The organism is Kineococcus haloalkalitolerans (assembly GCF_050871905.1).
Classification (GTDB): domain Bacteria; phylum Actinomycetota; class Actinomycetes; order Actinomycetales; family Kineococcaceae; genus Kineococcus.
Window position 1 is genome coordinate 54,333 of record NZ_JBJLSH010000017.1, and the last position, 22,112, is coordinate 76,444.

Annotated in this window: 18 protein-coding genes; 10 read left to right on the forward strand and 8 right to left on the reverse strand. The window is 76.4% G+C overall.

Translation table 11 applies throughout. The annotated features are described in order from the left end of the window. The first annotated feature begins 110 nt into the window (after nt 1–110). Entirely contained in the window at nt 111–1,517 is a 1,407-nt protein-coding gene (gene gndA, locus ACRYMY_RS08825; RefSeq protein WP_432546909.1) for an NADP-dependent phosphogluconate dehydrogenase, read from the forward strand. A gap of 108 nt (nt 1,518–1,625) precedes the next feature. On the opposite strand, the gene ggh is transcribed toward gndA, so the two are convergent. The 3 genes from ggh to ACRYMY_RS08840 form a co-directional block, all read right to left on the reverse strand. Further along, nucleotides 1,626–2,966: a glucosylglycerate hydrolase gene (gene ggh, locus ACRYMY_RS08830; RefSeq protein ID WP_432546910.1), complete on the reverse strand. Its 1,341-nt coding sequence runs from the start codon at nt 2,964–2,966 to the stop codon at nt 1,626–1,628. Between the two features lie 218 nt (nt 2,967–3,184). Beyond that, the gene (locus ACRYMY_RS08835; protein ID WP_432546888.1) at nt 3,185–3,862 is read right to left on the reverse strand and encodes a DedA family protein; all 678 of its coding nucleotides are present in this window, start codon (nt 3,860–3,862) and stop codon (nt 3,185–3,187) included. After that, nucleotides 3,859–4,767 (reverse strand): spermidine synthase, encoded by a 909-nt coding sequence (locus ACRYMY_RS08840; RefSeq protein WP_432546889.1) that lies wholly within the window; start codon nt 4,765–4,767, stop codon nt 3,859–3,861. The genes ACRYMY_RS08835 and ACRYMY_RS08840 overlap by 4 nt, the downstream gene beginning before the upstream one ends. Nucleotides 4,768–4,937: 170 nt before the next feature. Between ACRYMY_RS08840 and ACRYMY_RS08845 the strand changes: the two genes are divergently transcribed. The 7 genes from ACRYMY_RS08845 (at nt 4,938) to ACRYMY_RS08875 (ending at nt 11,936) form a co-directional block, all read left to right on the forward strand. Continuing rightward, nucleotides 4,938–5,168 carry a hypothetical protein gene (locus tag ACRYMY_RS08845; RefSeq protein ID WP_432546890.1) on the forward strand — a complete coding sequence of 77 codons (231 nt, stop codon included), beginning with the start codon at nt 4,938–4,940 and terminating at the stop codon, nt 5,166–5,168. 108 nt (nt 5,169–5,276) lie between these two features. Next, complete coding sequence (locus tag ACRYMY_RS08850) at nt 5,277–5,981, forward strand: EcsC family protein (protein ID WP_432546891.1); 705 nt, start codon at nt 5,277–5,279, stop codon at nt 5,979–5,981. A gap of 133 nt (nt 5,982–6,114) precedes the next feature. Further along, a complete protein-coding gene (locus ACRYMY_RS08855) occupies nt 6,115–6,546 on the forward strand; it encodes a YkvA family protein (protein ID WP_432546892.1) in 432 nt (143 codons plus the stop codon). A gap of 111 nt (nt 6,547–6,657) precedes the next feature. Beyond that, on the forward strand, nt 6,658–7,887 hold the full coding sequence (locus ACRYMY_RS08860) for a DUF4192 family protein (RefSeq protein ID WP_432546893.1): 1,230 nt from the start codon (nt 6,658–6,660) through the stop codon (nt 7,885–7,887). A 179-nt stretch (nt 7,888–8,066) separates the two neighbouring features. Further along, nucleotides 8,067–8,468 carry a universal stress protein gene (locus ACRYMY_RS08865; RefSeq protein WP_369056246.1) on the forward strand — a complete coding sequence of 134 codons (402 nt, stop codon included), beginning with the start codon at nt 8,067–8,069 and terminating at the stop codon, nt 8,466–8,468. Between the two features lie 244 nt (nt 8,469–8,712). Next, on the forward strand, nt 8,713–10,233 hold the full coding sequence (locus ACRYMY_RS08870) for an RNA polymerase sigma factor (protein ID WP_432546894.1): 1,521 nt from the start codon (nt 8,713–8,715) through the stop codon (nt 10,231–10,233). Nucleotides 10,234–10,502: 269 nt separating this feature from the next. After that, nucleotides 10,503–11,936: a sugar transferase gene (locus ACRYMY_RS08875; protein ID WP_432546895.1), complete on the forward strand. Its 1,434-nt coding sequence runs from the start codon at nt 10,503–10,505 to the stop codon at nt 11,934–11,936. 36 nt (nt 11,937–11,972) lie between these two features. Here ACRYMY_RS08875 and ACRYMY_RS08880 read toward each other — a convergent pair whose 3' ends face one another. Beyond that, nucleotides 11,973–13,430: a GAF domain-containing protein gene (locus ACRYMY_RS08880; RefSeq protein ID WP_432546896.1), complete on the reverse strand. Its 1,458-nt coding sequence runs from the start codon at nt 13,428–13,430 to the stop codon at nt 11,973–11,975. On the opposite strand from ACRYMY_RS08880, the gene ACRYMY_RS08885 reads away from it, so the two are divergent. Together ACRYMY_RS08885 and ACRYMY_RS08890 are read left to right on the forward strand one after the other, a co-directional pair. Then, a complete protein-coding gene (locus ACRYMY_RS08885) occupies nt 13,429–14,622 on the forward strand; it encodes a cellulase family glycosylhydrolase (RefSeq protein ID WP_432546897.1) in 1,194 nt (397 codons plus the stop codon). The two genes, ACRYMY_RS08880 and ACRYMY_RS08885, sit on opposite strands and share 2 nt — an antisense overlap. Nucleotides 14,623–14,723: 101 nt before the next feature. Further along, nucleotides 14,724–15,854, forward strand: coding sequence for a hypothetical protein (locus tag ACRYMY_RS08890; RefSeq protein ID WP_432546898.1), 1,131 nt, complete (start codon nt 14,724–14,726; stop codon nt 15,852–15,854). Here ACRYMY_RS08890 and ACRYMY_RS08895 read toward each other — a convergent pair. The 4 genes from ACRYMY_RS08895 to ACRYMY_RS08910 are packed head-to-tail and all read right to left on the reverse strand — an operon-like array spanning nt 15,834 to nt 21,781. Then, nucleotides 15,834–17,270, reverse strand: coding sequence for an oligosaccharide flippase family protein (locus ACRYMY_RS08895; protein ID WP_432546899.1), 1,437 nt, complete (start codon nt 17,268–17,270; stop codon nt 15,834–15,836). The genes ACRYMY_RS08890 and ACRYMY_RS08895 overlap by 21 nt on opposite strands. Continuing rightward, on the reverse strand, nt 17,267–19,417 hold the full coding sequence (locus tag ACRYMY_RS08900; protein WP_432546900.1) for a glycosyltransferase: 2,151 nt from the start codon (nt 19,415–19,417) through the stop codon (nt 17,267–17,269). Before ACRYMY_RS08900 ends, ACRYMY_RS08895 begins: the two co-directional genes overlap by 4 nt. Then, complete coding sequence (locus tag ACRYMY_RS08905) at nt 19,359–20,660, reverse strand: O-antigen ligase family protein (RefSeq protein WP_432546901.1); 1,302 nt, start codon at nt 20,658–20,660, stop codon at nt 19,359–19,361. Before ACRYMY_RS08905 ends, ACRYMY_RS08900 begins: the two co-directional genes overlap by 59 nt. Further along, entirely contained in the window at nt 20,657–21,781 is a 1,125-nt protein-coding gene (locus ACRYMY_RS08910) for a YveK family protein (protein WP_432546902.1), read from the reverse strand. Before ACRYMY_RS08910 ends, ACRYMY_RS08905 begins: the two co-directional genes overlap by 4 nt. Nucleotides 21,782–22,112 lie beyond the last annotated feature (331 nt).

The window sequence follows — 22,112 nt, forward strand, 5'->3', positions numbered from 1 at the left end:
GAGGTGGGCGGGTGGTTCCCGGCACCGCCCGCCCGTGGGAAGGTGCCCGCGTGAGCACACCGGAGAGCACCCCCGCGAAGGCCCAGATCGGCGTGACCGGCCTGGCCACCATGGGCCGCAACCTGGCCCGCAACATCGCCCGCCACGGCTACGTGACCGCCGTGCACAACCGCACCGACGCGCGCACCCGGGCGCTGGTGGAGGAGTTCGGCCACGAGGGCACCTTCGTGCCGGCGTACTCCGCGCAGGAGTTCGTGGACTCGCTGGAGTCCCCCCGCACCGTGATCGTCATGGTCAAGGCGGGCGGCCCCACCGACGCCGTCATCGAGGAGCTGGCGCCGCTGCTGAGCGAGGGCGACATCCTCGTGGACGCGGGCAACGCCCACTTCGCCGACACCCGCCGCCGCGAGGCCTCGCTGCGCGAGCAGGGCATCCACTTCGCCGGCGTCGGGGTGTCCGGCGGCGAGGAGGGCGCGCTGCTCGGTCCCAGCATCATGCCCGGCGGGTCCGAGCACGCCTACGGCAAGCTCGGCCCGATCTTCGCCGACATCGCCGTGTCCGTGGACGGCACGCCGTGCTCCACCCACGTCGGCCCCGACGGCGCGGGCCACTTCGTGAAGATGGTGCACAACGGCATCGAGTACGCCGACATGCAGCTCATCGCCGAGGCGTACGACCTGCTGCGCCACGGCCTGGGCCGCACCCCCGCCCAGCTCGCGCAGGTGTTCGAGAGCTGGAACGCCGGGGACCTGGAGAGCTTCCTCATCGAGATCACCGCGCAGGTGCTCGCCAAGGACGACCCCACGCAGGACGGCGTGGCGCTGGTGGACGTGATCCTCGACGCCGCCGAGCAGAAGGGCACCGGCCGCTGGACGGTGCAGACCGCCCTGGACCTGGGCACCCCCGTCTCCGGCATCGCCGAGGCCGTCTTCGCCCGCGCGCTGTCCGGGCACACCGACCAGCGCCGCGCCGCCCAGGGCGTGCTGCCCGGCCCGGCGGAGGACGGCCCGTTCGTGGCCGAGGGCGACGCCGACGCGTTCGTCGACGACGTGCGCGCGGCGCTGTACGCCTCCAAGGTCGTCGCCTACGCGCAGGGCTTCGACATGATCCGGGCAGGGTCGCAGGAGTACGGCTGGGGCATCGACCCCGGCGCCATGGCGACCATCTGGCGCGGCGGCTGCATCATCCGGGCCAGGTTCCTCGACCGCATCCGCGAGGCCTACGAGAAGCAGCCCGACCTGCCCTCGCTGCTCCTGGACCCTTACTTCGCCGACGCCGTCGCCCGCGGCCAGGAGGCGTGGCGCCGGGTCGTGCAGCACTCCGTGGCCCACGGCGTGCCCGCGCCCGGCTTCTCCTCGGCGCTGGCCTACTACGACGGCCTGCGCCGCCCCCGCTCCTCCGCCGCGCTCGTGCAGGGCCTGCGCGACCTCTTCGGCGCGCACACGTACAAGCGCACCGACCGCGACGGGGACTTCCACGTCGACTGGAGCGGCGACGGGTCCGAGTCGCCGGCCTGAGCCGTCGGACCGCCGGGCTGGGGCGCTGCACCCGGCCCGGCGGCCCAGCCGCTCAGCCGCTCAGCCGCTCAGCCGCTCAGCCGCTCAGCCGCTCAGCCGCTCAGCCGCTCAGCACAGCCAGTCGAGCACCGCGGCCGCCGTCCAGGACTGCTGCATGCTGCCCAGCGGCTCACCGCTGAGCGGGTCGTAGTACTCGGCGAAGTCGCCCGCGCCCACCAGCCGCAGGCCCTCCTCGCGCAGCACCGCGGCCCGCTCGGCCCACCCGCGCCGCGCGAACGCCCAGTGGAAGAGCCACGCCACCACCGGCCACTGCGGCCCGCGCCAGTACTCGCGCGGCCGGAACCCCGGCGCCGCCGGCGACGTGGACGGCGGAACCTGCGCCAGCAGGCCCGGGTGCCCGCACCACTGCTCGGAGTCCAGCACGGCCAGCAGGCGCGCCTCGTCGGCGCGCGACAACCCCCCGCACAGCAGCGGCGCGAACCCCGCCACCGTCGGCGTCGCCAGCCACCGTCCCGTGCGCACGTCCCGGTCCCGCGCGAGCCCCGTCACCGGGTCCACCGACTCCACCACGCCCCGGCGGAACCGCTGCGCCCACGAGCGCAGGTCCGCCACGTCCGCCGCGCTCTGCTGGCGCTCCTCGCCCAGGTCGGCCAGCACGTCGCACGCCACCGCCAGCAGCGCCGAGACGAGGACGTCCTCGACCGCGAAGCTCACCGTCTCGTGCACGAGCCGGTCGTCGTAGCGCACCCGGCGCATCTCCTCGATGAGCCACAGGTACCGGTCGTACTCGCGGTCGCTGGGGCGCATCGAGGCGTCGGTGACGACCCGGGTGTCGCGGCGCTCGTACGGCGGCAGGTCACCGACGACCACGCGCGCGTACGGCTCGTCCCAGCGGGGGGAGTTGTCCATCCCCGACTCCCAGCCGTGGTGCAGCACCACCCGGCCGCGCTCCTGCGGGTCGCGCGCGGTGGCCAGCCACCGGTGCCACGCCACGAGCGGGCGCCAGGCGCGGTCCAGCAAGTCACCCGCGGCCTCGCGGTCCGAGCGGCCCTGGCGCCGAGCCGCCTCCACGATCCGCTGCACGGCCACCGCGTGCACGGGCGGCTGGCAGATGCCCGAGGTGGCCGGGAACGGCGGGGCGTGCGGGACGCCCAGGTGGCAGCCCCAGCGCTCCGGCCCCGGGAAGTACCCGCTCTCGCCGGGGGCGAAGACGATGTGCGGGACCATCCCGTTGCCCCACTGCGCGCCCAGCAGCGTGTCCAGCTCCAGGACGGCGCGCGGCACCGACAGCCGCGCCAGGCCGACGGCCACGAACGCGGCGTCCCAGCTCCACATGTGCGGGTACAGCCGCGGTGCGGCGGAGGTCATGGTGCCCAGGTCGTTGCCGCGCAGGACGTAGGCGGCACGCGCCGCCAGCAGCTGGGAGGTCAGCCGGGCCGGCCGGCGCAGGCCCGTCCGCTCCCGCGGGGCGGGCACCTCGGGGACCGCCCGCGGGTGCTCCTCGCCCCCCGGGTCCGGCGCGCCCCGCCCGCTCGTGCTGTCCGTCGCGCTCGTCACCGCTGCCGGCACCTCCGCCCCTGGGCGCGGGGCGGGACCGCCGCCCCGTCGTGCAGGGCATCCCACCGCCTGGCGGCCCGGCCCGCAAGGGGCAGGGGCCCCGGGCGTGCTCAGCCGGCGCGGCGCTCGGCCCGCACCCGCCGCACGCGCCGCGTCACCGCCAGGGCCAGCAGCGCGGCCAGCACGGCGTAGACCGCGTAGTCGACGTAGTGGCCGTACTCCTCCACGAGCCGGTACTGCGTGCCCAGCGCCATGCCGATGCCGATGAGCACCGCGTTCCAGATGCCCGAGCCGAGCAGCGTCAGCAGCGAGAACTTCACGAGGTTCATCCGCGCCGCCCCGGCGGGCACGGAGATGAAGCTGCGCACGCCCGGGACGAAGCGGCCCGTGAAGACCGCCGCGCCCTCGTGCCGGCGGAACCAGTCCGCCGAGCGGTGCACGTCGTCGGCCTCCACCAGCGGCATCCGGTCCGCCAGGGCGGCCGCGCGGCGGATCCCCACGGCCGCGCCGAACCCGTAGAGCACCAGCGCGCCCAGCCAGGCGCCCAGCGTGCACAGCACCAGCACCGCGACGAGGTCGATGCGCCCCACCTGCACGAGGTAGCCGGCCAGCGGCAGGACGACCTCGCTGGGGATCGGCGGGAAGACCACCTCCAGGAAGCTCAGCGCGCCCGCGCCGGGGGCACCCAGGGCGTCGACCACCTGGAGGACGAAACCGGTCAGACCACCGACCTGCCCGGGGTCGGCGGCGCTCGCCGGTGCTGCCAGGGCGTGCAGCGCGTGCGTCACGAGTCGGGCTCCTGCTCAGTGGTGGGGTCGGTGGTGGGGTCGGTGGGGGTGCGGGGCGCGGCGGGCGGCTCCAGGCCCAGGGCGGCGTCGGTGACGACCGTCGACCCGGCCGCGAAGCGGTCCAGGTCCTCGCCGGCCAGCAGCCGGGCGGGTGCGGCGCCACCGCTGAGGACGCGCACCAGGCGGTCGACCGGCAGCGGGGCCCGCGAGGCCACCAGCAGGGTGTTGCCGTACCGGCGCCCGCGCAGCACCGACGGCTCGGCCAGCACGGCCACGTGCGCGAAGACCGCGCGCGCGGTGACAGCCTCGGCCCGCGAGTGCGGCAGCGGCGGGCGGTCGGCGAGGTTCGCGATCCACACGCCACCGGGTGCCAGGACGCGCTCCACGTCGCGCAGGAACTCCACGCTCACCAGGTGCGCGGGCACCCGGTCGCCGGAGAACGCGTCGCGCACGACGGCGTCCTGGGTGCCGTCGGGCACGCGGGCCAGCCCCGCGCGGGCGTCGGCGACCTTCAGCTTGAAGCCCGCCGGGCCGCTGGCCCCGAAGGAGCGGCGCACCAGGTCGGCCAGGCGCTCGTCCACCTCCAGCACCAGCTGGCGCGAGCCCGGGCGGGTGGCCGCCAGGTAGCGGGGGAAGGCGCACCCGGCCCCGCCCAGGTGCACGGCGCGCAGCGGGTGCGGCGGATCGCTCAGCTCGTCGAGCACGACCGCCGTCCACTGCTGGTACTCGAAGACGAGGTTCGTCGGGTCGGCGACGTCCACGTAGGAGCTGGGCACGCCGTTCACGTGGACGAACCAGCCGCCGGGAGCGTCGGGGTCGCGCTCCAGGCGGGCGGAACCGGTGGTGATGAGGGCCTCGCCCTCGACGGGCTCGGCCGCGCCGCGCCGGGCGCCGGGACGGGGCACCCGAGGATCCAAGCACCTCCGGCGGCCCCGCGCGGTGCCGGCGGCGCGACCACCTGTGCGGGGTCCGTGGAGGTCCGGGGTGGTCCGGGGTGGTCCGGGGAGGGCCCGTCGCCCGGCGCCGTCGCGCTCGGGGGGTGAAGTCGGCGGTCCGGACGGCCGAGGTACTGCGCATGTGGCTGCTCGTCCCGACGTGCCTCCTGGTGCTGTTCGTGTCCGTCTGGTGGCGCGACCGCCGTGCCCTGCGCTGCCCCGTGCGCCCCGCGCTGATGCCGCGGGTCGACCAGCCCCCGGCCACGGCCGGGGGCCGGGTGCCGCGCGGGTGGCGCGGCCGCCGCCGCTACGTCGAGCGCGGCGTCGAGGCGCTGTCGGCGTACCTGCGCGAGCAGCACCGCGCCCGCTGACGCTCCTGCCGCGGGCGGCGGCGCTCGCCGCGCACGCCGGTGCCCGCGGCGCTAGCGTGCCTGGCGCGCCGGAGCACCAGGGGGGTGCCGGGCGCGGGAGGAGCGCGCGTGCTGGGACGATGGCGACGCAGGTCGGCCGAGGTGCAGGACCCGCTGGCCGCGGCGAGCCGGGGTGACGACTCCCGCGCGTCCGCGCTGGTGCGCCGCCTGCTCGCCGTCGGCATCGACGGCCGGGGTCCCTTCGACTCCGCGGCCGCGGTGGCCGCGGACGCCCGCCGGCGCCACCCCAGCACCGAGTCCGCCGTGCACGCCGTCGTGCGCCGGCACACCCGGATGGCCGCCGCCGGCGGCTTCGCCACCGGGGTGGGCGGGCTGGTGACGCTGCCCGTCGCCCTGCCCGCGAACGTCCTGGGCTTCTACGTGCTGGCCACCCGCACCGTCGCCGCGATCGCCGACCTGCGCGGGTACGACACCTCCCGGCCGGAGGTGCGCAGCGCCGTCCTGCTCACCCTCGTCGGCGCCGACGCCACCGACGTGCTGCGCTCGGCGGGCATCCCGACCGGCGGGCGCATCGCCGCGCTGGCCACCCAGCGGGTCCCCCCGGCCGTCCTCATGCTCGTCAACAAGGGCGTCGGCTTCCGCCTGCTCGCCCGCACGGCGAGCTCGGGCCTGTTCCGCGCCGGCAGCCGCGCCGTCCCCGTGCTGGGCGGTGCCGCCGGGGCGGGGCTGGACACGCTCATGCTGCGCCGCATCGCCAAGCACGCAGAGCGGGCGCTGCCCCCGCTCGGCCGGGACGGCGCCCGCACGTCCTGAGCCGCTCCGCGCGCTCCGCGGACCGCGACGGGAACGCCGGCCGCCGCGCCGGTGTTGAGCAGACGGACGCCAGGGCCCTCCCGGGACCCGGTCCGCCCCGCACGTCCCACCGCCCCGCCCGCCTGGAGGCCCCGTGCGCAGCTCCTCCTCCGCCGTCGCCGGTACCGCGACCGCCCGCGCGGCGCTCGGCTCGCCGCGCAGCCGCGCGGCGCTGGCCGTCGTGTGGCGCACCGCCCGCGAGGGCACCCGCCCCGGCTCGCCGGGCCTGGGCGCGCGCGTGCGGGCGCTGCCGGGCCTCGTGCGCGACAGCGCCACCGGCCGCTGGGCGGGCCCCGGTCGCGGCCGGGTGGCCGTGGCCGCGGTCGGGCTGCTGTACCTCGTCTCCCCGGTGGACGCCGTCCCCGAGGCGTTCCTGCCGCTGCTCGGGCTGCTGGACGACGCGGTCGTCGCCGCCTGGGTCGCCGGGTCCCTGCTGACGGCCACCGAGGACTACCTCGACTGGCGCGGCACCGCCGACGGCGACGCTGGTGGTGCCGGCGGCGACCCGGTGGCACCTCCCGCCTGAGCCGCGCCGGCCCGGCGCCCGAGGGCTCCACAGCCGGCCGCAGCGCCACGCGGCCCGCCGCGCTGTGGACGCTCGTCCGGCCGCGGCCCGCGCCGCCGCGACCGTGGCGGGGTGAACACCCTCCCGGCCCCGTCCGGTCCCGCGCTGCCCCCCACCGGCGACGACGTCCTGCGACTGCGCGGTCCCGCCGACCTCCTCGCCGCCCTGCCGCACCTGCTCGGCTTCCACCCCCGCGACAGCGCCGTCGTCGTCGAGCTGCTGGCCCCGGCCGGGCCGGGGGGAGGGGAGCGCCTGGGGCGCGTCGCCCGCGTCGACCTGCCGGCCGCGGCGGCCGGTGCGCCCGCCGCGGCCGCGGCCCTGACCTCGTGGTGGCCGCCGCGGGCCCGGGTGGTCCTCGTCCTGCACGACGGGGCCGCCGCGCCGGCCGGCGACCACCCGTCCGCGCCCGGGCCGTCGCCGCGGCTGCGGCCCTCCGCGGTCGCCGGCGAGCTCGTGGAGCACCTGCTGCGCGACGCCGGCGGGCGCGGTGCCCGGGTGGTGGACGTCCTGCTGGTGGCCCCCGCCGGCTGGCGCTCGCTGTGGTGCGTCGACGGCGCGTGCTGCCCGCCGGGCGGGCGTCCCCTCGCGGAGCTGACGGACGGCCCCGTCCCGGCCGAGGCGGTGCTGCGCGGCCTGGTCGCCCTGCCCGGGCGCGCCGACGCGCTGGCGCTGCCCGCCGCACCCCCGGTCGCCTCGCCCGCGCGCCGCGACGCCGACCGAGCCCGGCGCCGGCACGCCCGCCGGCCGGTCACCGCCGGGCGGCGGCGGGAGGACCTGGCCCTGTGGCGCGGCGAGCGCGCCCGCCACGAGGTGGCCGGGCCGGTGGCCGCCGCCGACCCGGAGGTGTGCGGGCGGCTGCTGGCCGCGCTGGAGGACGAGCGGCTGCGCGACGCGGTCCTGGCCGACACCGCACCCGGCGCGACCGGCTCCCGGGCCGCCGACGTCCTCGTCGAGGGCGCACCCGCCGGCACCGCCGCCCCCGGCGCGGTGCCCGGCCCCGCCACGGTGGCCGGCCACCTCGCCCTGGAGGCCGCGCTCGGCGCCCCGCCCCACCCGGTGCGGGCGCGCGCCACCGCCGCCCTGGCGGCCGACGTCGCGCGGTGGGGCCCGGGCCGGGCGGCCGCCCCGGCGTGGTCCGTGGCGGCGTGGGCGTGGTGGTCCCTCGGCGACGGCGTGCGCGCCGGCGCCGCCGTCGACGCGGCGCTGCGGGCCCGCCCCGACCACCCGCTGGCGCGCCTGCTGTCGCAGGCCCTGGCGCTGGGCCTGCCGCCGCGCCGGCGACCGCCCGGTCCGACCGGGTGAGGAGCCCGGCCGGCGGTCGGGTCCGCGGTCGGGGGGGCGGCGGCCCCCGCGGCACGCGGTGCGGCATGCAGTACGGTCGCGACGGTCGTCGCCGCAGGAGCCGCCCGGGCCTGCGGCCGGCCGCGCGGGCCAGCCCGCGCTCCGCCGCACGCCGGGCCGCTGCACGCAGGAGGTCGTCGATGGGCATCGTCGTCGGGTACGTGGCCAACCCCGAGGGCCGGACCGCCCTGCGCGACGCCGGCGCGGCGGCCGTCCGGTTGGCGCAGCCCCTGGTCGTCGTGCACAGCGTGCGACCGGGCCGCGAGGCCGACCCCGACGAGAGGGCGCAGCTGGAGGCCGTGCACGACGCGGTGCGCGCCGACCTGGACACCGCCGGCCTGGGGCACGAGCTGCGCGAGGTGCCCGACAGCGAGGACCCCGCGGACGACCTCATCACCGCGGCGGAGCAGACGGGCGCGCAGCTCATCGTCATCGGCCTGCGCCGCCGCACCCCCGTCGGCAAGCTCATCCTCGGCGCGAGCGCGCAGCGCATCCTGCTGGACGCGCCGTGCCCGGTCCTGGCGGTCAAGCCGGAGGAGTGAGCGGCCCGCGCAGCGCGGCCGGTGCGCCCGCGGGGCGTCGCCGCGGCCCGCGGCGTGCCAGAATGGTCCTTTGACGTCGTCACCGGGCAGTCACCGGGCATGAACCCCCACCCGCTGGTGTTGACGTTGTCGGCCGCTGCCCGCGCGGCCCGTTCCGCCCCTCGACGAAAGGCAGTTCGTGTCGTCGGCACCGACCTCCCGGCCTCTCCCGCCCGAGTTCGCGACCGCTCCGTTCCAGGAGCTCATGCAGCACGGCACCACCCACGGCTTCGTCGACGCCCACGCCGTCCGCACCGCGTGCGAGGACGCCCAGCTGCCCGTGCAGCGCATGAAGGCCGTTCTGCGCGCCCTCGACGACGCCGGCATCACCGTCCGCGTGCCCGAGGCCGCTCCCAAGCGCGCCGTCGCGGCCGCCGGGACGCGCCGGGCGACGTCGACCGCCACCGCCACCAAGACCGCCCGGCCCGCCAAGCGCGCCGCGGCCCCCACCACGACCTCCGCCCCCGCGGTGGACGGCTCCGCCGAGGTCGACGGTGCCGCGCCCGCCAAGAGGGCCACCCGCGCCAAGACCACCGCCCGCAAGACCGCCAAGGCGGCGCCGGCCGCGCCCGCCGCGGCTCCCGCCACCGGTGCGCCCGAGGGCGGCGAGCCCGCCGAGGACGAGGTGCGCGAGGAGGACCTGCTCGCCGAGGTCGACGCCGCCGTCACCGAGGCACCCGCCGAGGAGGCCGCCACCGACGAGGAGGCCGCTCCCGAGGCCGAGGCGGACTCCGGTCCCGCCAAGCCGACCGCCGGGGGCTTCGTGCTCACCGACGACGACGACGACGCCCCGGCCCAGCAGGTCGCCACCGCCGGCGCCACCGCGGACCCGGTCAAGGACTACCTCAAGCAGATCGGCAAGGTCGCCCTCCTCAACGCCGAGCAGGAGGTCGAGCTCGCCAAGCGCATCGAGGCCGGCCTGTTCGCCGAGGAGAAGCTGCACTCCGGCGACGTCACCGACCAGACGCTCAAGCGCGAGCTGTGGTGGATCAGCGAGGACGGTCGCCGGGCCAAGAACCACCTGCTCGAGGCCAACCTGCGCCTGGTCGTCTCCCTGGCCAAGCGCTACACCGGGCGCGGCATGCTTTTCCTGGACCTCATCCAGGAGGGCAACCTCGGCCTGATCCGCGCGGTGGAGAAGTTCGACTACACCAAGGGCTACAAGTTCTCGACCTACGCGACGTGGTGGATCCGCCAGGCCATCACCCGCGCCATGGCCGACCAGGCCCGCACCATCCGCATCCCGGTGCACATGGTGGAGGTCATCAACAAGCTCGCCCGCGTCCAGCGGCAGATGCTGCAGGACCTGGGCCGCGAGCCCACGCCGGAGGAGCTCGCCAAGGAGCTCGACATGACCCCCGAGAAGGTCGTCGAGGTCCAGAAGTACGGCCGTGAGCCCATCTCGCTGCACACCCCGCTGGGCGAGGACGGCGACAGCGAGTTCGGCGACCTCATCGAGGACTCCGAGGCCGTTGTCCCGGCCGACGCGGTGAGCTTCACGCTGCTGCAGGAGCAGCTGCACTCGGTGCTCGACACCCTCTCCGAGCGCGAGGCCGGTGTGGTGTCGATGCGCTTCGGCCTGACCGACGGTCAGCCCAAGACGCTGGACGAGATCGGCAAGGTCTACGGCGTGACGCGCGAGCGGATCCGCCAGATCGAGTCCAAGACGATGTCCAAGCTGCGCCACCCGTCGCGCTCGCAGGTGCTGCGCGACTACCTGGACTGAGGTCCCCGGCCGGTCGGTGACCGGCGCGTCAGGCCCCCGTCCGCTACGAGCGGACGGGGGCCTGACGCCGTTCGGGACCGGTGGGCCGAGGTGGTTCCTGGCGCTTCGTCGAGGAGGGACGACGCGGACGGGTCGTCGGCAGCTCGACCTGTGCGTCGAGCTGACCTGTCCTACGATCTCGGCGGGCTCGACCGCCGCCTCCCCGTCCCGGCCCGGTGACGACGCTCGTGCGGTCCGACGTCGATCTCCGGGAAGGAGCACGCCGATCCATGGCCTCCGCGCACACGTCGGGACCGCTGGCGCACGAGGGACCTGAGGGGAGGGTCCTCCTCGAACCGCGGATGTTCGACCCGCAGGCTCTGCGCCCATGGGTCCTGCGCGCCCCCACGGCGTTCTACCTCCTGCTGGTCGACCTCGTGGCCTTCCTCGGGGTCGGCCTGGTCTTCTGGCCGCCGGAGCCGATGGGTGCCGTGCTGCTCGCCGTGCTCTTGATCAGCTTCTGGATCTTCGGCCTGTACCGGCCGCGCCTGTCGAGGTCCCTCCTCGATGACGCTCCCTACGTGATCGCGGTCGGCGTCGCGTGCCTGACCACCGAGCTCGCCCTGTCCGCCCTGGGGGTGCAGTGGCGGTCCCGGCCGGAGGGCGCGCTGCAGCTCGTGTGCGTCACCGGCAGCCTCTTGGTGCTCCGCGGTCTGGCCTACAGCGCGGCGCGGTGGGCCCGTCGCCACGGCCGCCTGCGCCACGCCACGCTCGTCATCGGCGCGGGTGAGGTCGGTCTGCGGATAGCAAGGACACTGCGCCAGCACCCCGAGCTCGGACTGAACCCCGTGGGGTTCGTCGACACCCGGCCGAGGGTTGAACGACCCGAGGAGCTGCCGGCCCCCCTCCTGGGCGGGTACGAGGAGCTCGCCTGGCTCATCGAGGACTTCGCCGTGGAGACCGTCGTCGTCGCGTTCGGCAGCCGCCGCGAGGCCGACCTGGTGGAGGTCCTGCGCACGTGCGACCGCCTCGAGGTGGAGATCCTCCTCGTCCCGCGCCTGTTCGAGGTGCATACCACGACGCGGGACATGGACCAGGTGCGCGGCACGCCGCTCATCCGGGTGCGCCGGGCCGCCTTCCGCACCTTCGCCTGGAAGATCAAGCGGTTGGTCGACGTGGTCTTGTCCGCCACGGCGCTGCTGCTGCTCTCGCCCGTCATGGCGGTGTGCGCGCTCGCCGTGCGCCACGAGGGCGGTCCCGGCATCATCTTCCGCCAGGTCCGCGTCGGACTCGACGGCCAGCCCTTCGAGGTGCTGAAGTTCCGCTCCCTCAAGCCGGTCGACGACAGCGAGTCCGCGACGAACTGGAACATCAAGCACGACGACCGTCTCGGACCGGTGGGGCGCTTCCTGCGCAGGTCGTCGCTGGACGAGCTGCCCCAGCTGTGGAACATCCTGCGCGGCGACATGAGCATCGTCGGGCCGCGGCCCGAGCGGCCCCACTTCGTCGACCAGTTCACTCCCCGCGTGCCCCGGTACATGGCCCGTCACCGCGTCCCGGCCGGTCTCACCGGGTGGGCGCAGGTGAACGGCCTGCGGGGCGACACCTCGATCGAGGAGAGGGCGAGCTTCGACAACTTCTACATCGAGAACTGGTCCCTCTGGGGGGACTTCAAGATCATGGTGCGGACGGTCACACAGGTGGTGGGAGCCCGCGGAGGCTGAGGGAGCAGCGCTCCGGGCCGTCGTCCGCGCGGCGGTTCAGTCGTCTTCGGAGACGACCCACCAGGCGGTGACCCGCACCCCGCCCCCCGTCGTGGTGGCCGCGCGGACGGACGGACCGGCCACCCTGGTGCCGCGGACCGTCGTCGTGGTCACGAGCGGGCCGGCGCCCTGTTCCGGTGCGCGGCGGGCAGCCACGTCCAGGCGACCGACGAGTCGTTCGAGCTCCTCCGGCGGGACGTGCGCCGACGGTGCGCTCACCTCCAGCACCGCGGTCCGCTGACCGTCGTCCACCACGCGCAGGCGCAGGTTGACGGCGGCCTTGCCGCGGCTGCGGTGCACCAGCGTCACCAGCACGTGGTCCATGGCCTGCTCCAGCAGGACCGGGTCGCACACCACGGGCACCGGACCGGGGTCGCGGTGCACCGTGAGGAAGGCGTCGGTAGACGTCTTCGCGCGCTGCACGGCGCGCTCGGCGACACCGCCGAGGTCGACCGTCCGCTGCGCGTCGTCCGTGGACGGGTCGGCGCCTCGGCGCCGGAGGCCCTCGACCGCCCGGTCGAGGGCCTCCACGCGGGCCACGGCGGCGCTGGCGACCTCCAGCAGGCGGCCGTCCCCGGAGCTGGCGACCCTCCCCGCCAGGTCCCGCACGGCCCTCCCGACGGCGGCCACCTCGCGCAGCAGCGGTCGTGCGCCGTCGCGCGCAGCTCGCAGGTCGGCGGCCGTCCGGCGGTGCTCGAGCTCTCCCACCACGGCCACCGCGAGGTCGTGCAGGCCGTCGAGCTCCTGCGGTGACCAGCGCCGCGGCTGCCGGTCCATCACGCACAGACTGCCCAGCACGACGCCGTCGACCGTCAGCGGGTGACCCGCGTAGGAGCGCAGCCCGCGCGCCTGCAGCTGGGGTTTCCCCCGGACCAGAGGATCCTGCGCGACGTCCTCGATGACCAGGGGTTCACCGGTGGCGACCGAGAAGGCGCACACGGACTGCGACAGGGGCATCGTGCGCGGCGCCGCGGTGGTGCCCGTCAGGTCCTCCGCTCCCAGCACCACGTGGGACTCCACGGTCACCAGCGACACGTAGGCGACAGGAGCGCGCAGCACCGCTGCCGCGAGCCTGGCGAACCGGTCGAAGGCGGCGCTGTCCCCATCGTCGGGGGCGAGCCCGCTGCGCTGCAGGGCACCGACGCGCTCAGGATCCGCGATCGACGCCAGGACTCCGGGACCGGTCGCGCCCGCGCGTGGAGCCAGTGCTCTGCCCTCCGGTTCGCGGGAGCTCGTCCGAGCTCCCGAGGACCGCCCATCGTACGCACCGGCGGCCGGGTCGACACGGCGACGCGTCGCGGTGAGAGCCGTCCGCGACCGCCGGCACGACTCCGAACGAGTGGTTTCCCCGCAGACCGGGGCCCGCCGCCTCAAGGCCCCCCGGGGTACCGGCCGACAGCCGGACAGCGCCGGGGAGTCCTCTCCGGTGCACCACGTTCCGCAGGAGGAGCACATGTCAGGCCGCCCGTCCCGGATGCGTCTCGTCCACGTGGTGCTGAGCCTGCTCGTGGCGGTGTCCCTCGCCACGGCCCCGGCGGCCGGGGCGTCTTCCGCGCCGTCTCCCGCGCCCAGCGCCCCGACCGGCAGCGCCCCGAGCGTCGGCGTCCACGTGCACGGCACGTGGTCGACGTACACCGACGCGGAACGGCTCGTCGTGCTCGACCGCCTGGCGGCGGCCGGCGTCGGCTGGATCCGGCTGGATCTCGGCTGGGCCTCCTACGAGGAGCGGTGCTCGGGGTGCACCAGCCAGTGGTACGTCGACCGCGCCGACAGGGTGATCGACGCGGCCCGCGCCCGCGGCATCAAGGTGCTCGCTCAAGTGGGCATGACGCCGGTGTGGGCCAGCCCCGGCGGAGGGACGAACGCGCCCCCGGCTGACGTGCGCGAGTTCGGCCGGTTCATGCGGTGGCTGTCGGCGCACCTGGCCGGGCGGGTGGACGCCTACGAGATCTGGAACGAACCGAACCTGAAGAGGTTCTGGAACGGGACGCCCGCGCAGTACGTGCGACTGGCGCAGGTCGGCTACAGCGCCGTCAAGGACGTCGACCCCGGGGTGCCCGTCGTCCTGGGAGGCACGTCCTACAACGACACGTCGTGGCTGCGGCAGGCCTACGACGCGGGTGCGGCGGGGAGCTTCGACGTCCTGGCGACGCACCCGTACCTCGCGCCGTCCGACCAGGCGCCGGGTACCGCCGACACCAAGGGCACCAACATCTACCTCCTGACGCACGTGGCGTCGGTCCGCCGGCTGATGGTGGAGCGCGGCGACGGCCACAAGCAGATTTGGTTCACGGAGTTCGGCTGGTCGAACCACCAGAACACGGGCACCGAGTCGAACTGGAACCGCGGGGTGACGGAGCAGCAGCAGGCCGAGTTCCTCCTGCAGACCCTGGACCTGGTCCGGACGCGCTACCCCTACGTCACCCACGTCTTCTGGTACAACGACCGCGACCGGGGAGTCTCCTCCTCGCACATCGACAACTACGGGTTGCTGCGCCGCGACCTGTCGGTCAAGCCCGCGTACACCGCCCTCCAGTCCCGCCTGCGCCCGACTGCGGCGTCCGCGGTGCCCGCGAGCGCTGCCGAGCGCCCGGTGGGCGTGCGCAGGGTCGTGCGGCAAGTTCGCCCGGCGGGTCCGGTGCGCTGACAGCCGTCCCCGCGGTCGGCCGGCGCGCTGCCCGCCTCGGCTACGCTGCACCGATGGCGTCCAGGAGGTACGCGAGGACCGTCCACCCCCGCCACTGGTTCGTGGAGGCCTCCAGCGCAGAACCCCGCCAGTACGTCGCGGAGCTCCTCGGGGCGCTGCTGCGCTGCAGCCTGCCGGCCGCGGGTACCCTGGGCGGGGGACGCGCTGCCCTGGTGCGCAGCGGCCGCGCACCGCAGCTCATCGCGGCGTCGCTGCGCACCTCTCCGACGTCGCGCAGGCCCGACTTCGACCGGATCCGGCAGCAGGTGACCGACCGCTGGGGCGAGTTCGCGGCCTTCTCGGACCGCCTGCCTGCAGAGCCACCCGAGCTCAGCATGGCCTTCGCCCGGCGCTCCTTCGGGTGGTTGGCGTTCGCGTTCGGTGGTGCGGGACACCCGCTCGTGGTGTGTAAGGTCGCCTCCGGTCGCACCTCGGCGCTCGAGCGGGAAGCCCGTGTGCTGCAGGAGCTGCGCGGTTACCCCTTCGCGCCGCGCCACCTCGGGGTGTTCGGGGCCACGTGGGTGCAGGAAGGTGTCGCTGGCCTGCCGCTGAGGCTGCAGCCCCTGCCGCCCGGCTGCGGGGTGGGGGACCTCGCGTGGGACCTACCGGTGCAGGGCGCGGTGGGAGCGCTGGTGGAACTGGCGCGCCGACCGGTCGCGACCGCGGCCCGGGCTGAACAGGATGCCGGTGTTCCGTCCGCGGACGGGTCCTGGATGTCGTCGAGGACGCGCGCCGAGGTCGTGGCGGCGCTCGGACGTGTGCGCGAGGGCGTCCCGGGCGTCGTGCGCCACAGTGACATGGGTCCTCAGAACAGCCTCGACGTCCGGGGTGACTTCCGGGGGTTCATCGACTGGGAGACGGGAACGGTCGGGACCGCGGGGATGGACGTCCTGCAACTGGTCCTGTCGATCTTCGAGCAGCGCACGGCGCTGCGCACGTTCGACGAGGCGACCGTGCTGGAACGTTTCCGCGCCGCGTGGACGCAGGCCCCGTTGTTCCGCGAGGGTCGCCGAGCGGTGGGCCGGGTGCTCAGCGCTGCGGGGGCTCCGCCAGGACTGGCTCCCGACGTCGCCGTGGCCTTCTTCCACGAGCGCTTGCACCAGCGCGTGCTGCACCCCTCCGGGTTCCTCGTCAGCCGCCGGCTGGCGGCCGGCATGCTCGAGCACGTCGTGTCAGCCCCGGCGCCGGGGTAGGACCTGGAGCAGGACGGCGGCCTCCTCCGGCTGCCACCTGCGTGCCGCCACCCACCAGACGGCCGCGTACACGACACCCGCCACCGCCAGGGCCGGCAGCACGCCGATGGGCAGCAGCGCAGCGCCGGCCGCGGGGAGGGTGGCGGCTGCCGGGAGCAGCAGCGCGCGCCCGAGGCCGGGCGCACCGATCGTTCGGCGGATCAGCACGACGAGCATCACCGCCTCGAGCGCGTAGGCCGCCGTCGTCGTGATCGCCGCGCCCTCGACGGCCAGGGCCGGGAGCACGAACACGTCCGCGACGAGCGAGGCCGCGCCGGCGATCACGCTCGTCCACAGGGCCAGGTCGCTGCGGCCGTGGGCGACGAGGGCGTAGCTCAGCAGCATCCCGATGCCGATCGCCAGCGGGGCGGCGGCCAGGACGACCAGCGCGGTGGCTCCTTCGTCGGCGTAGTACTCGCCGAAGAGCAGGTCGAGGAGGTCGTACCCCCGCACCGCTAGGAGGACCGCGTAGGGGACGAAGAAGAACCCGACGATCGACAGGCCCGAGGACAGCGTCCGGCGCAGGGCACGGGTCGAGGAGGCCGAGGCCATGCTGGGGTAGACGACCCGCGAGACCGCCCACGTCACGAAGAGGACGGTCTCGACGAGCCGGAAGGGAGCCGTGTACTGAGCGACCTCCCGGTCTCCGTGGAACCAGCCGAGCAGCAGCGTGTGGGCGCGCAGCAGCAGCATGCCGATGAGCGCGTCGACACCCAGCGGGACCGAGGCCCTGCTCGTGCTCCGCAGCGACCGCCACCGCAGTCCCGACCAGGCCGGTCGCCCGCCCCGGCGCGCCACCAGTGCGAAGAGGACGGCGGTGCCGCCCACGGTCACCACCGTGTAGACGGTGGTGAGCCCCACCAGGCCCCAGCCGAGGGCCAGCGCGCCGCAGGCGGCCGCAGCCGTCAGCGCCCGCTGGACGACCAGGACCAGTGCCGTGGCCGACTGCTCGCGGAGCACCCCGGCGACGGCGCGAGGGGCGTGGGCGTAGCTCTCGGCGACGGCTGTCACGAGCATCGCGACCATCGCCCACCCGGCACCGTCGCCGCTGCGCAGGCCCAGTCCGGCCACCGCGCCGACCAGCAGCACCGGGACCGCCAGCGCGGTCCTCAGCACGAGCAGCTGGGCGTACTGGTCCGGCAGCCGCGACCGGTCCCGCCCGACCTGCTGGACGAGCAGGGGGTCCAGCCCCCACGCCGGCAGCACCGCGAGCAAGGCCCCGTAGGCGAGCGCGTAGGAGAAGGTGCCGAAGGTCGCCGGGTCGAGGACGCGCACGGCGTAGACCAGGAGACCCAGGGTGGCGACCTTGCCGACCACCTCGGCGAAGGACAGCAGCGCGATGGCCCGGGCCGCCCTCCCGGTCCCCGTTCCCGTCACCGGCGACGTCCCCCCGCCCCGGCGCGGCGACGCAGCAGGCGCGTCAGCCCGACGAGGCAGCCCGCTGCCTTGGCCCCGTCCTTGACCACGATCGCGACGGGGAGCAGCAGCAGGGCCCCGGCTCCGTGACACCCCCGCAGGGCTCGGGCCACCGGTGAGGACAGGTAGGCGCCCGCCCCCGCCAGGACCACGGCCCGGGACCGCGTCCGGCCGGCGACCAGGACCGCCGCCGTGGTCACCAGCGCCACCACCCGGGCGAGGTCGCGGGCGACCAGGGGCCAGTTCCCCGCCTCGGCCCCGCCCGTCCCGTAGCGGAAGTACATGCGCACGGTCGACCGGAACCGGTCGGCCTGCTCCCAGGAGACCTCGGCGTCCAGCGCGAGGGTGCTGCGGTAGCCGGCGCCCAGCAGGGCGTGCCCGAAGACCGCGTCCTCCGCCGTGCGGGCCAGCTCGTCGAACCCTCCGACGGCCTCCCAGGCGGACCGCTTGACCGCCATGGACCGGGTGTCCAGGCGCGTGCTCGAGAAGGACCTGCCGAAGATCCGGCCGTGGACCCGGCGCCAGGGGGTCCGCCTGCGGGACTCCGCCACGTCCGGGAAGGCGCTCAGCGCCATCGCCGCCGACAGGCCCGACCGCGCGGGGACCGAGTACACGCCGACGACGACGTCCGGGGGGCCGGGCTCGGCGAAGGGGGCGCGCAGCGCGTCGAGCCACCCGGCGACCGGCGAGCACCCCGCGTCGACGGTGGCCACGACCTCGTGCCGCGCCTGCCGGAACGCGGTGTTGCGCGCTGCGGCCGCGTTGACCCCCGGGCCGTCGAGGACCCGGACGCGCGGGTCCCGGGCGGCCCACGCCTGCGCCTCGGCGCGCGTGCCGTCGGTCGAGCGGTCGTCGACCAGCAGGTGCTCGTCGTCGGGGCGCAGCTGCGGCAGGACGGACCCGACCAGCGCATCGACGTGCCCCTCCTCGTCGCGCAGCGCCGTCACGACCGTCACGGGGACGCCGGAGAGGCCGGCGCCCGGACGTCCCGCCGCCTCGGCGAGCACCTGCACGACACGGTCGGCGATCAGCGGGTCGTCCGGGTGCTCGCGGACCAGGGCGAGGCCGGCGTCGCCCAGCGCGCGCCGGCGGGCGGGGGAGCTCAGCTCGCCCAGGGCGCGCGCCACGTCGGCGGGGTCGTCCGCCTCGACGACCACCCCGCCGGCCGAGGCCATGCGCTCGACCTCGGGGTTGTCGCGGGCGCCGACGAGCGGGACCCCCGCCGCCAGGGCCTCCAGGGCGACCAGGGAGTATCCCTCCCTGCCGTAGCCAGCCGGGGCCCCCAGGCGGGTGCGGGTGTCCTTGCGGGTCACGACGGCCACCGCGTCGAAGGCGGCCAGCCAGTGCGCCGCGTCCGGCACCTCCCCCACGAGGTGCACCCGGTCCTGGACGCCCAAGTCGTGGGCGATGGCCAGCAGGCGGTCCCGCTCACCGGCGCCGATGGCCAGGTCCTCCGTGCCCGCCAGGACCAGCCGCCACTCCCGCGCCGGAGCGTGGGCGAGCGCGCGGACCGCCGTGTCCATGCCCTTGAAGGGGTTGAGCCGTCCCAGCACCGCCACCACGGGACCCCGGTCGAAGGGCACCCCCCTTTCCTGCCAGACCTCCCTGGCTCGCTCCGCCGGAGCGGCCGCGGACCGCGGTCTCGGCACGGGCACCACGACGGCGTCGGTCCGGCCCGTGGCCTCCGCCACGGCTGCGGAGTTGGCCACCACCCGGTCCGCGAGCAGTCCCAGCGGGCGGGCGACGTGCGCGTCGAGCGAGAAGTCGTGCTTCATCCAGACCACCGGCACGCCGAGGGCGCGCGCCACCGGCACCAGGGCGGCCGCCGCCTTCACTCCGTTGGCCATCACCACGTCCGGGTGCGACCGGTGCAGCAGGCGGCCCAAGCGCACCGCGCTGCCGGCGACGGCAGCGGCTGTGCGGCCGGTCGGCAGCACGCTCGTGCGCACGCCGGCGGCCCGCAGCTCGTCCTCGAGGGGTCCCGCCTCGAGCAGGACGACGTCGACGTCGAGGCGGTCGGTCGCCGCCAGCACGCGCAGCAGCCAGAGCTCAGCTCCACCGACCGTGGCGAAGGGCTGGACGACGGTGCAGCGCAGACGAGGTGTCACGAGTGCTCTCCTGGTCAGGACGTGCGGGGTCCCCCTGGTGCGCCCGCAGGCCCAGCACCACGCCGGCCAGCAGCCACAGCAGGAGGAAGTTGAGGGGGTTGCGCAGGGGGTAGTCGACGAAGCCGTGGACCACCACGACGAAGAGGGCCGCACCGCAGCCCGCGAGCAGCGCGCCGGTCAGGAGCGGCTCCGCCCCGGTCGGCGCGGTCTTCTCCCGGTGGAGCCCGCTGAGCACAGCGGCGGCGACCGCCAGGGTCCAGACCACCAGGGCGAGGGCGCCCGGCAGGCCGGCTTCGGCGGCGACCGTCAGCAGCGCGTTGTGGGCGTGCTCCGCCTGTCCGGCGGTGCCGATCGCCGTGGCGCCCTCGGAGGCGTACGGGAAGGTGCCCGGCCCGTACCCCGTCACCGGGCGCTCCTCCACCAGGCGCCGCGCTTCGGCGTAGATGGCCGGACGCTCGTCGTAGGGGTTGTCCGCCGGTGCCGACAGCGACGACACGCGGCCGAGGAGCGTGGTGCCCACCAGGTCCGGGAGGGCGGCGCCCGCCGCGGCCACCAGCGCGCCCGCCACCGGCAGGCCCACCAGGAGCCCCCGCCGGACGCGCGGCAGGAGCAGCGCCAGCGCGGCGACGCCCGCCGCGGCGCCGATCCACGCGCCGCGCGAGAGCGAGACGGCGAGCGACGCGGCGAGCACGGCGACGGCGGTGAGGGTGAGGAACCGCTCGGTGCGCGAGGTCGCCGCGGACGCCAGGGCGACGGCCAGGACCAGCGCGACGGCGGTGAAGAGGCCGAACTCGTTGGGCTGGGCGAAGTTGCCGGTGCTGCGCCCGGCCACGACCGCACCGCCGAACGCCGCCCGCTGCTGCGACGCGCTCGGGAGTGCCTGCGCCCCCACGACGACGGCCGCGGCCACCACGGCTCGGACCACGACCCGGCCACCGCGGGGGCCGCCCACGGCCCGGCAGGTGGCCAGCGCCAGCAGGGCCCCGGCGGACAGCTGCGCCAGGGCCCGGAAGGTCGCGTCCTCGTGCACCGACCACGGGGCGGATACGACCGCCGCGAGTAGCAGGGGCACCACCCACAGCGCCGTCGCCGGGACGTCGTCCCAGGGGTCGAGGGCGCGGCCCGCCAGGACCGTGGCGACGACGACGAGGGTGACGGCCTCCACGACCTGCACCGGGCCCAGGGGCAGGAAGGCCACCGGTGCGCTGAGGGCGACGGCGGCGGGTGCCAGCGCCCACCTCACGGGTGGACCCGGTGTCCGCCGGCGCGTGCCCCCGCCCCCGGGGACGGGTCCGGCGCCGGTCCTCCCGCCTCGCGGGGGGTCGTCACGACCGCCAGCACCGGGACGTGCACGGCCGCCAGGACCTCCACGCACTCCAGCGCCGCCCTGAGAGGGCTGCCCAGGGGGACCGCGACGACCGCGGCGTCAGCGGTCGTCAGCGAGCCGTCCACCCGGGCCGCGTCGCCCACCGCTCCCGGTGCCTCGACCGCTGCCGCGGTGACCTCGGGCGCGGGCCGGTGGTCGGTGCCCGGCAGCGCGGCCCGCCCGGCCGCCGACACCGACAGGGCGCTGCTCAGCGCGCCGGCCAGGTCGCGCGCGCCGGTGGACCCGGCCGCGGGCACGACGGCGACGTGGACGTCCCGCCCGGGCCACCGCCCTCCCGCTCCCACCGCGGCGGCCGCGAGCCGGCGCACCGTGGCGGCGTCGCGCCCGTCGTCCGGGCGCGGTCGTCCCCTTCCGCGGCCCCACGCCAGCACGGTGGGGAGCCGGCGGGCGAGCGCGCCGGTGTCGTGCACGAGCGGGCGCCGCAGCTCCAGGGCCGCCACGCACGCCAGGCCGAGGGCCAGGCCGAGCACGGCGGCGGCCGCCACGACGGCCGCGCGCCGCGGACCGACCGGGGACCGCGGCGTGACGGGTTCGGACGTCACCACGCTGCGCAGCAGGGGATCCTGCGCGGCCAGCTCGGTCCCCACCTCGATGAGGCGCCGGGTCAGGGCCGTCGCCAGCTGCGGGTCCTCGTCGGTCACAGCGATGCGTACGTTGCCGGTGTCGGACGACGTCGTCACCGCGACGTCGTCGCTGGTGATGCGCCCGCCGAGACCGAGCTCGCGGTCCGCGCGCTCGAGCACGGCGGGTGACGAGAGCGCGACGGCGTAGCGGGGAGCCTCGATGCGGATGAGGTCCGTGCTGGTCGTCGCCTCCGGCTCCAGCGTCAGCGAGAGGACGCCCGCGCTCTCGTACCGGTCCGGCAGCGACAGGGCGTACGCGCTCCCCCCGGCGGTGGTGGCGAGCACGAGGAGGAGGACCACGAGCCAGCGCCGGCGCACCGCCGCGGGCAGGTCGGGCAACCGCAGACCACCCACGCCTCGCACTCCTCACCGGTCGACGTCCGTGCAGCGCGGCGATGCTACGGGCTCGGCGGTGCTCCCGCCGTCCGTCCCACCCCGCGCCGTTCCCGCGGTGGACGTGCGCCTCTAGGGTCAGGGCCGTGTCGCGACACGTGGTGCACATCGCGCAGCCGGCGGTGGCCGGCGTCCCGCAGGTCGTCGTCCAGCACGCGCGGGCGCAGGTGCGCGAGGGCTGGCGGGTCACCCTGGTGGTCCACCCGGACGTGGGGGGGGGGGGGGGGGGGGGGGGGGGGGGGGGGGGGGGGGGGGGGGGGGGGGGGTGGGGGGCGGGCGCCACGCGCGGGGC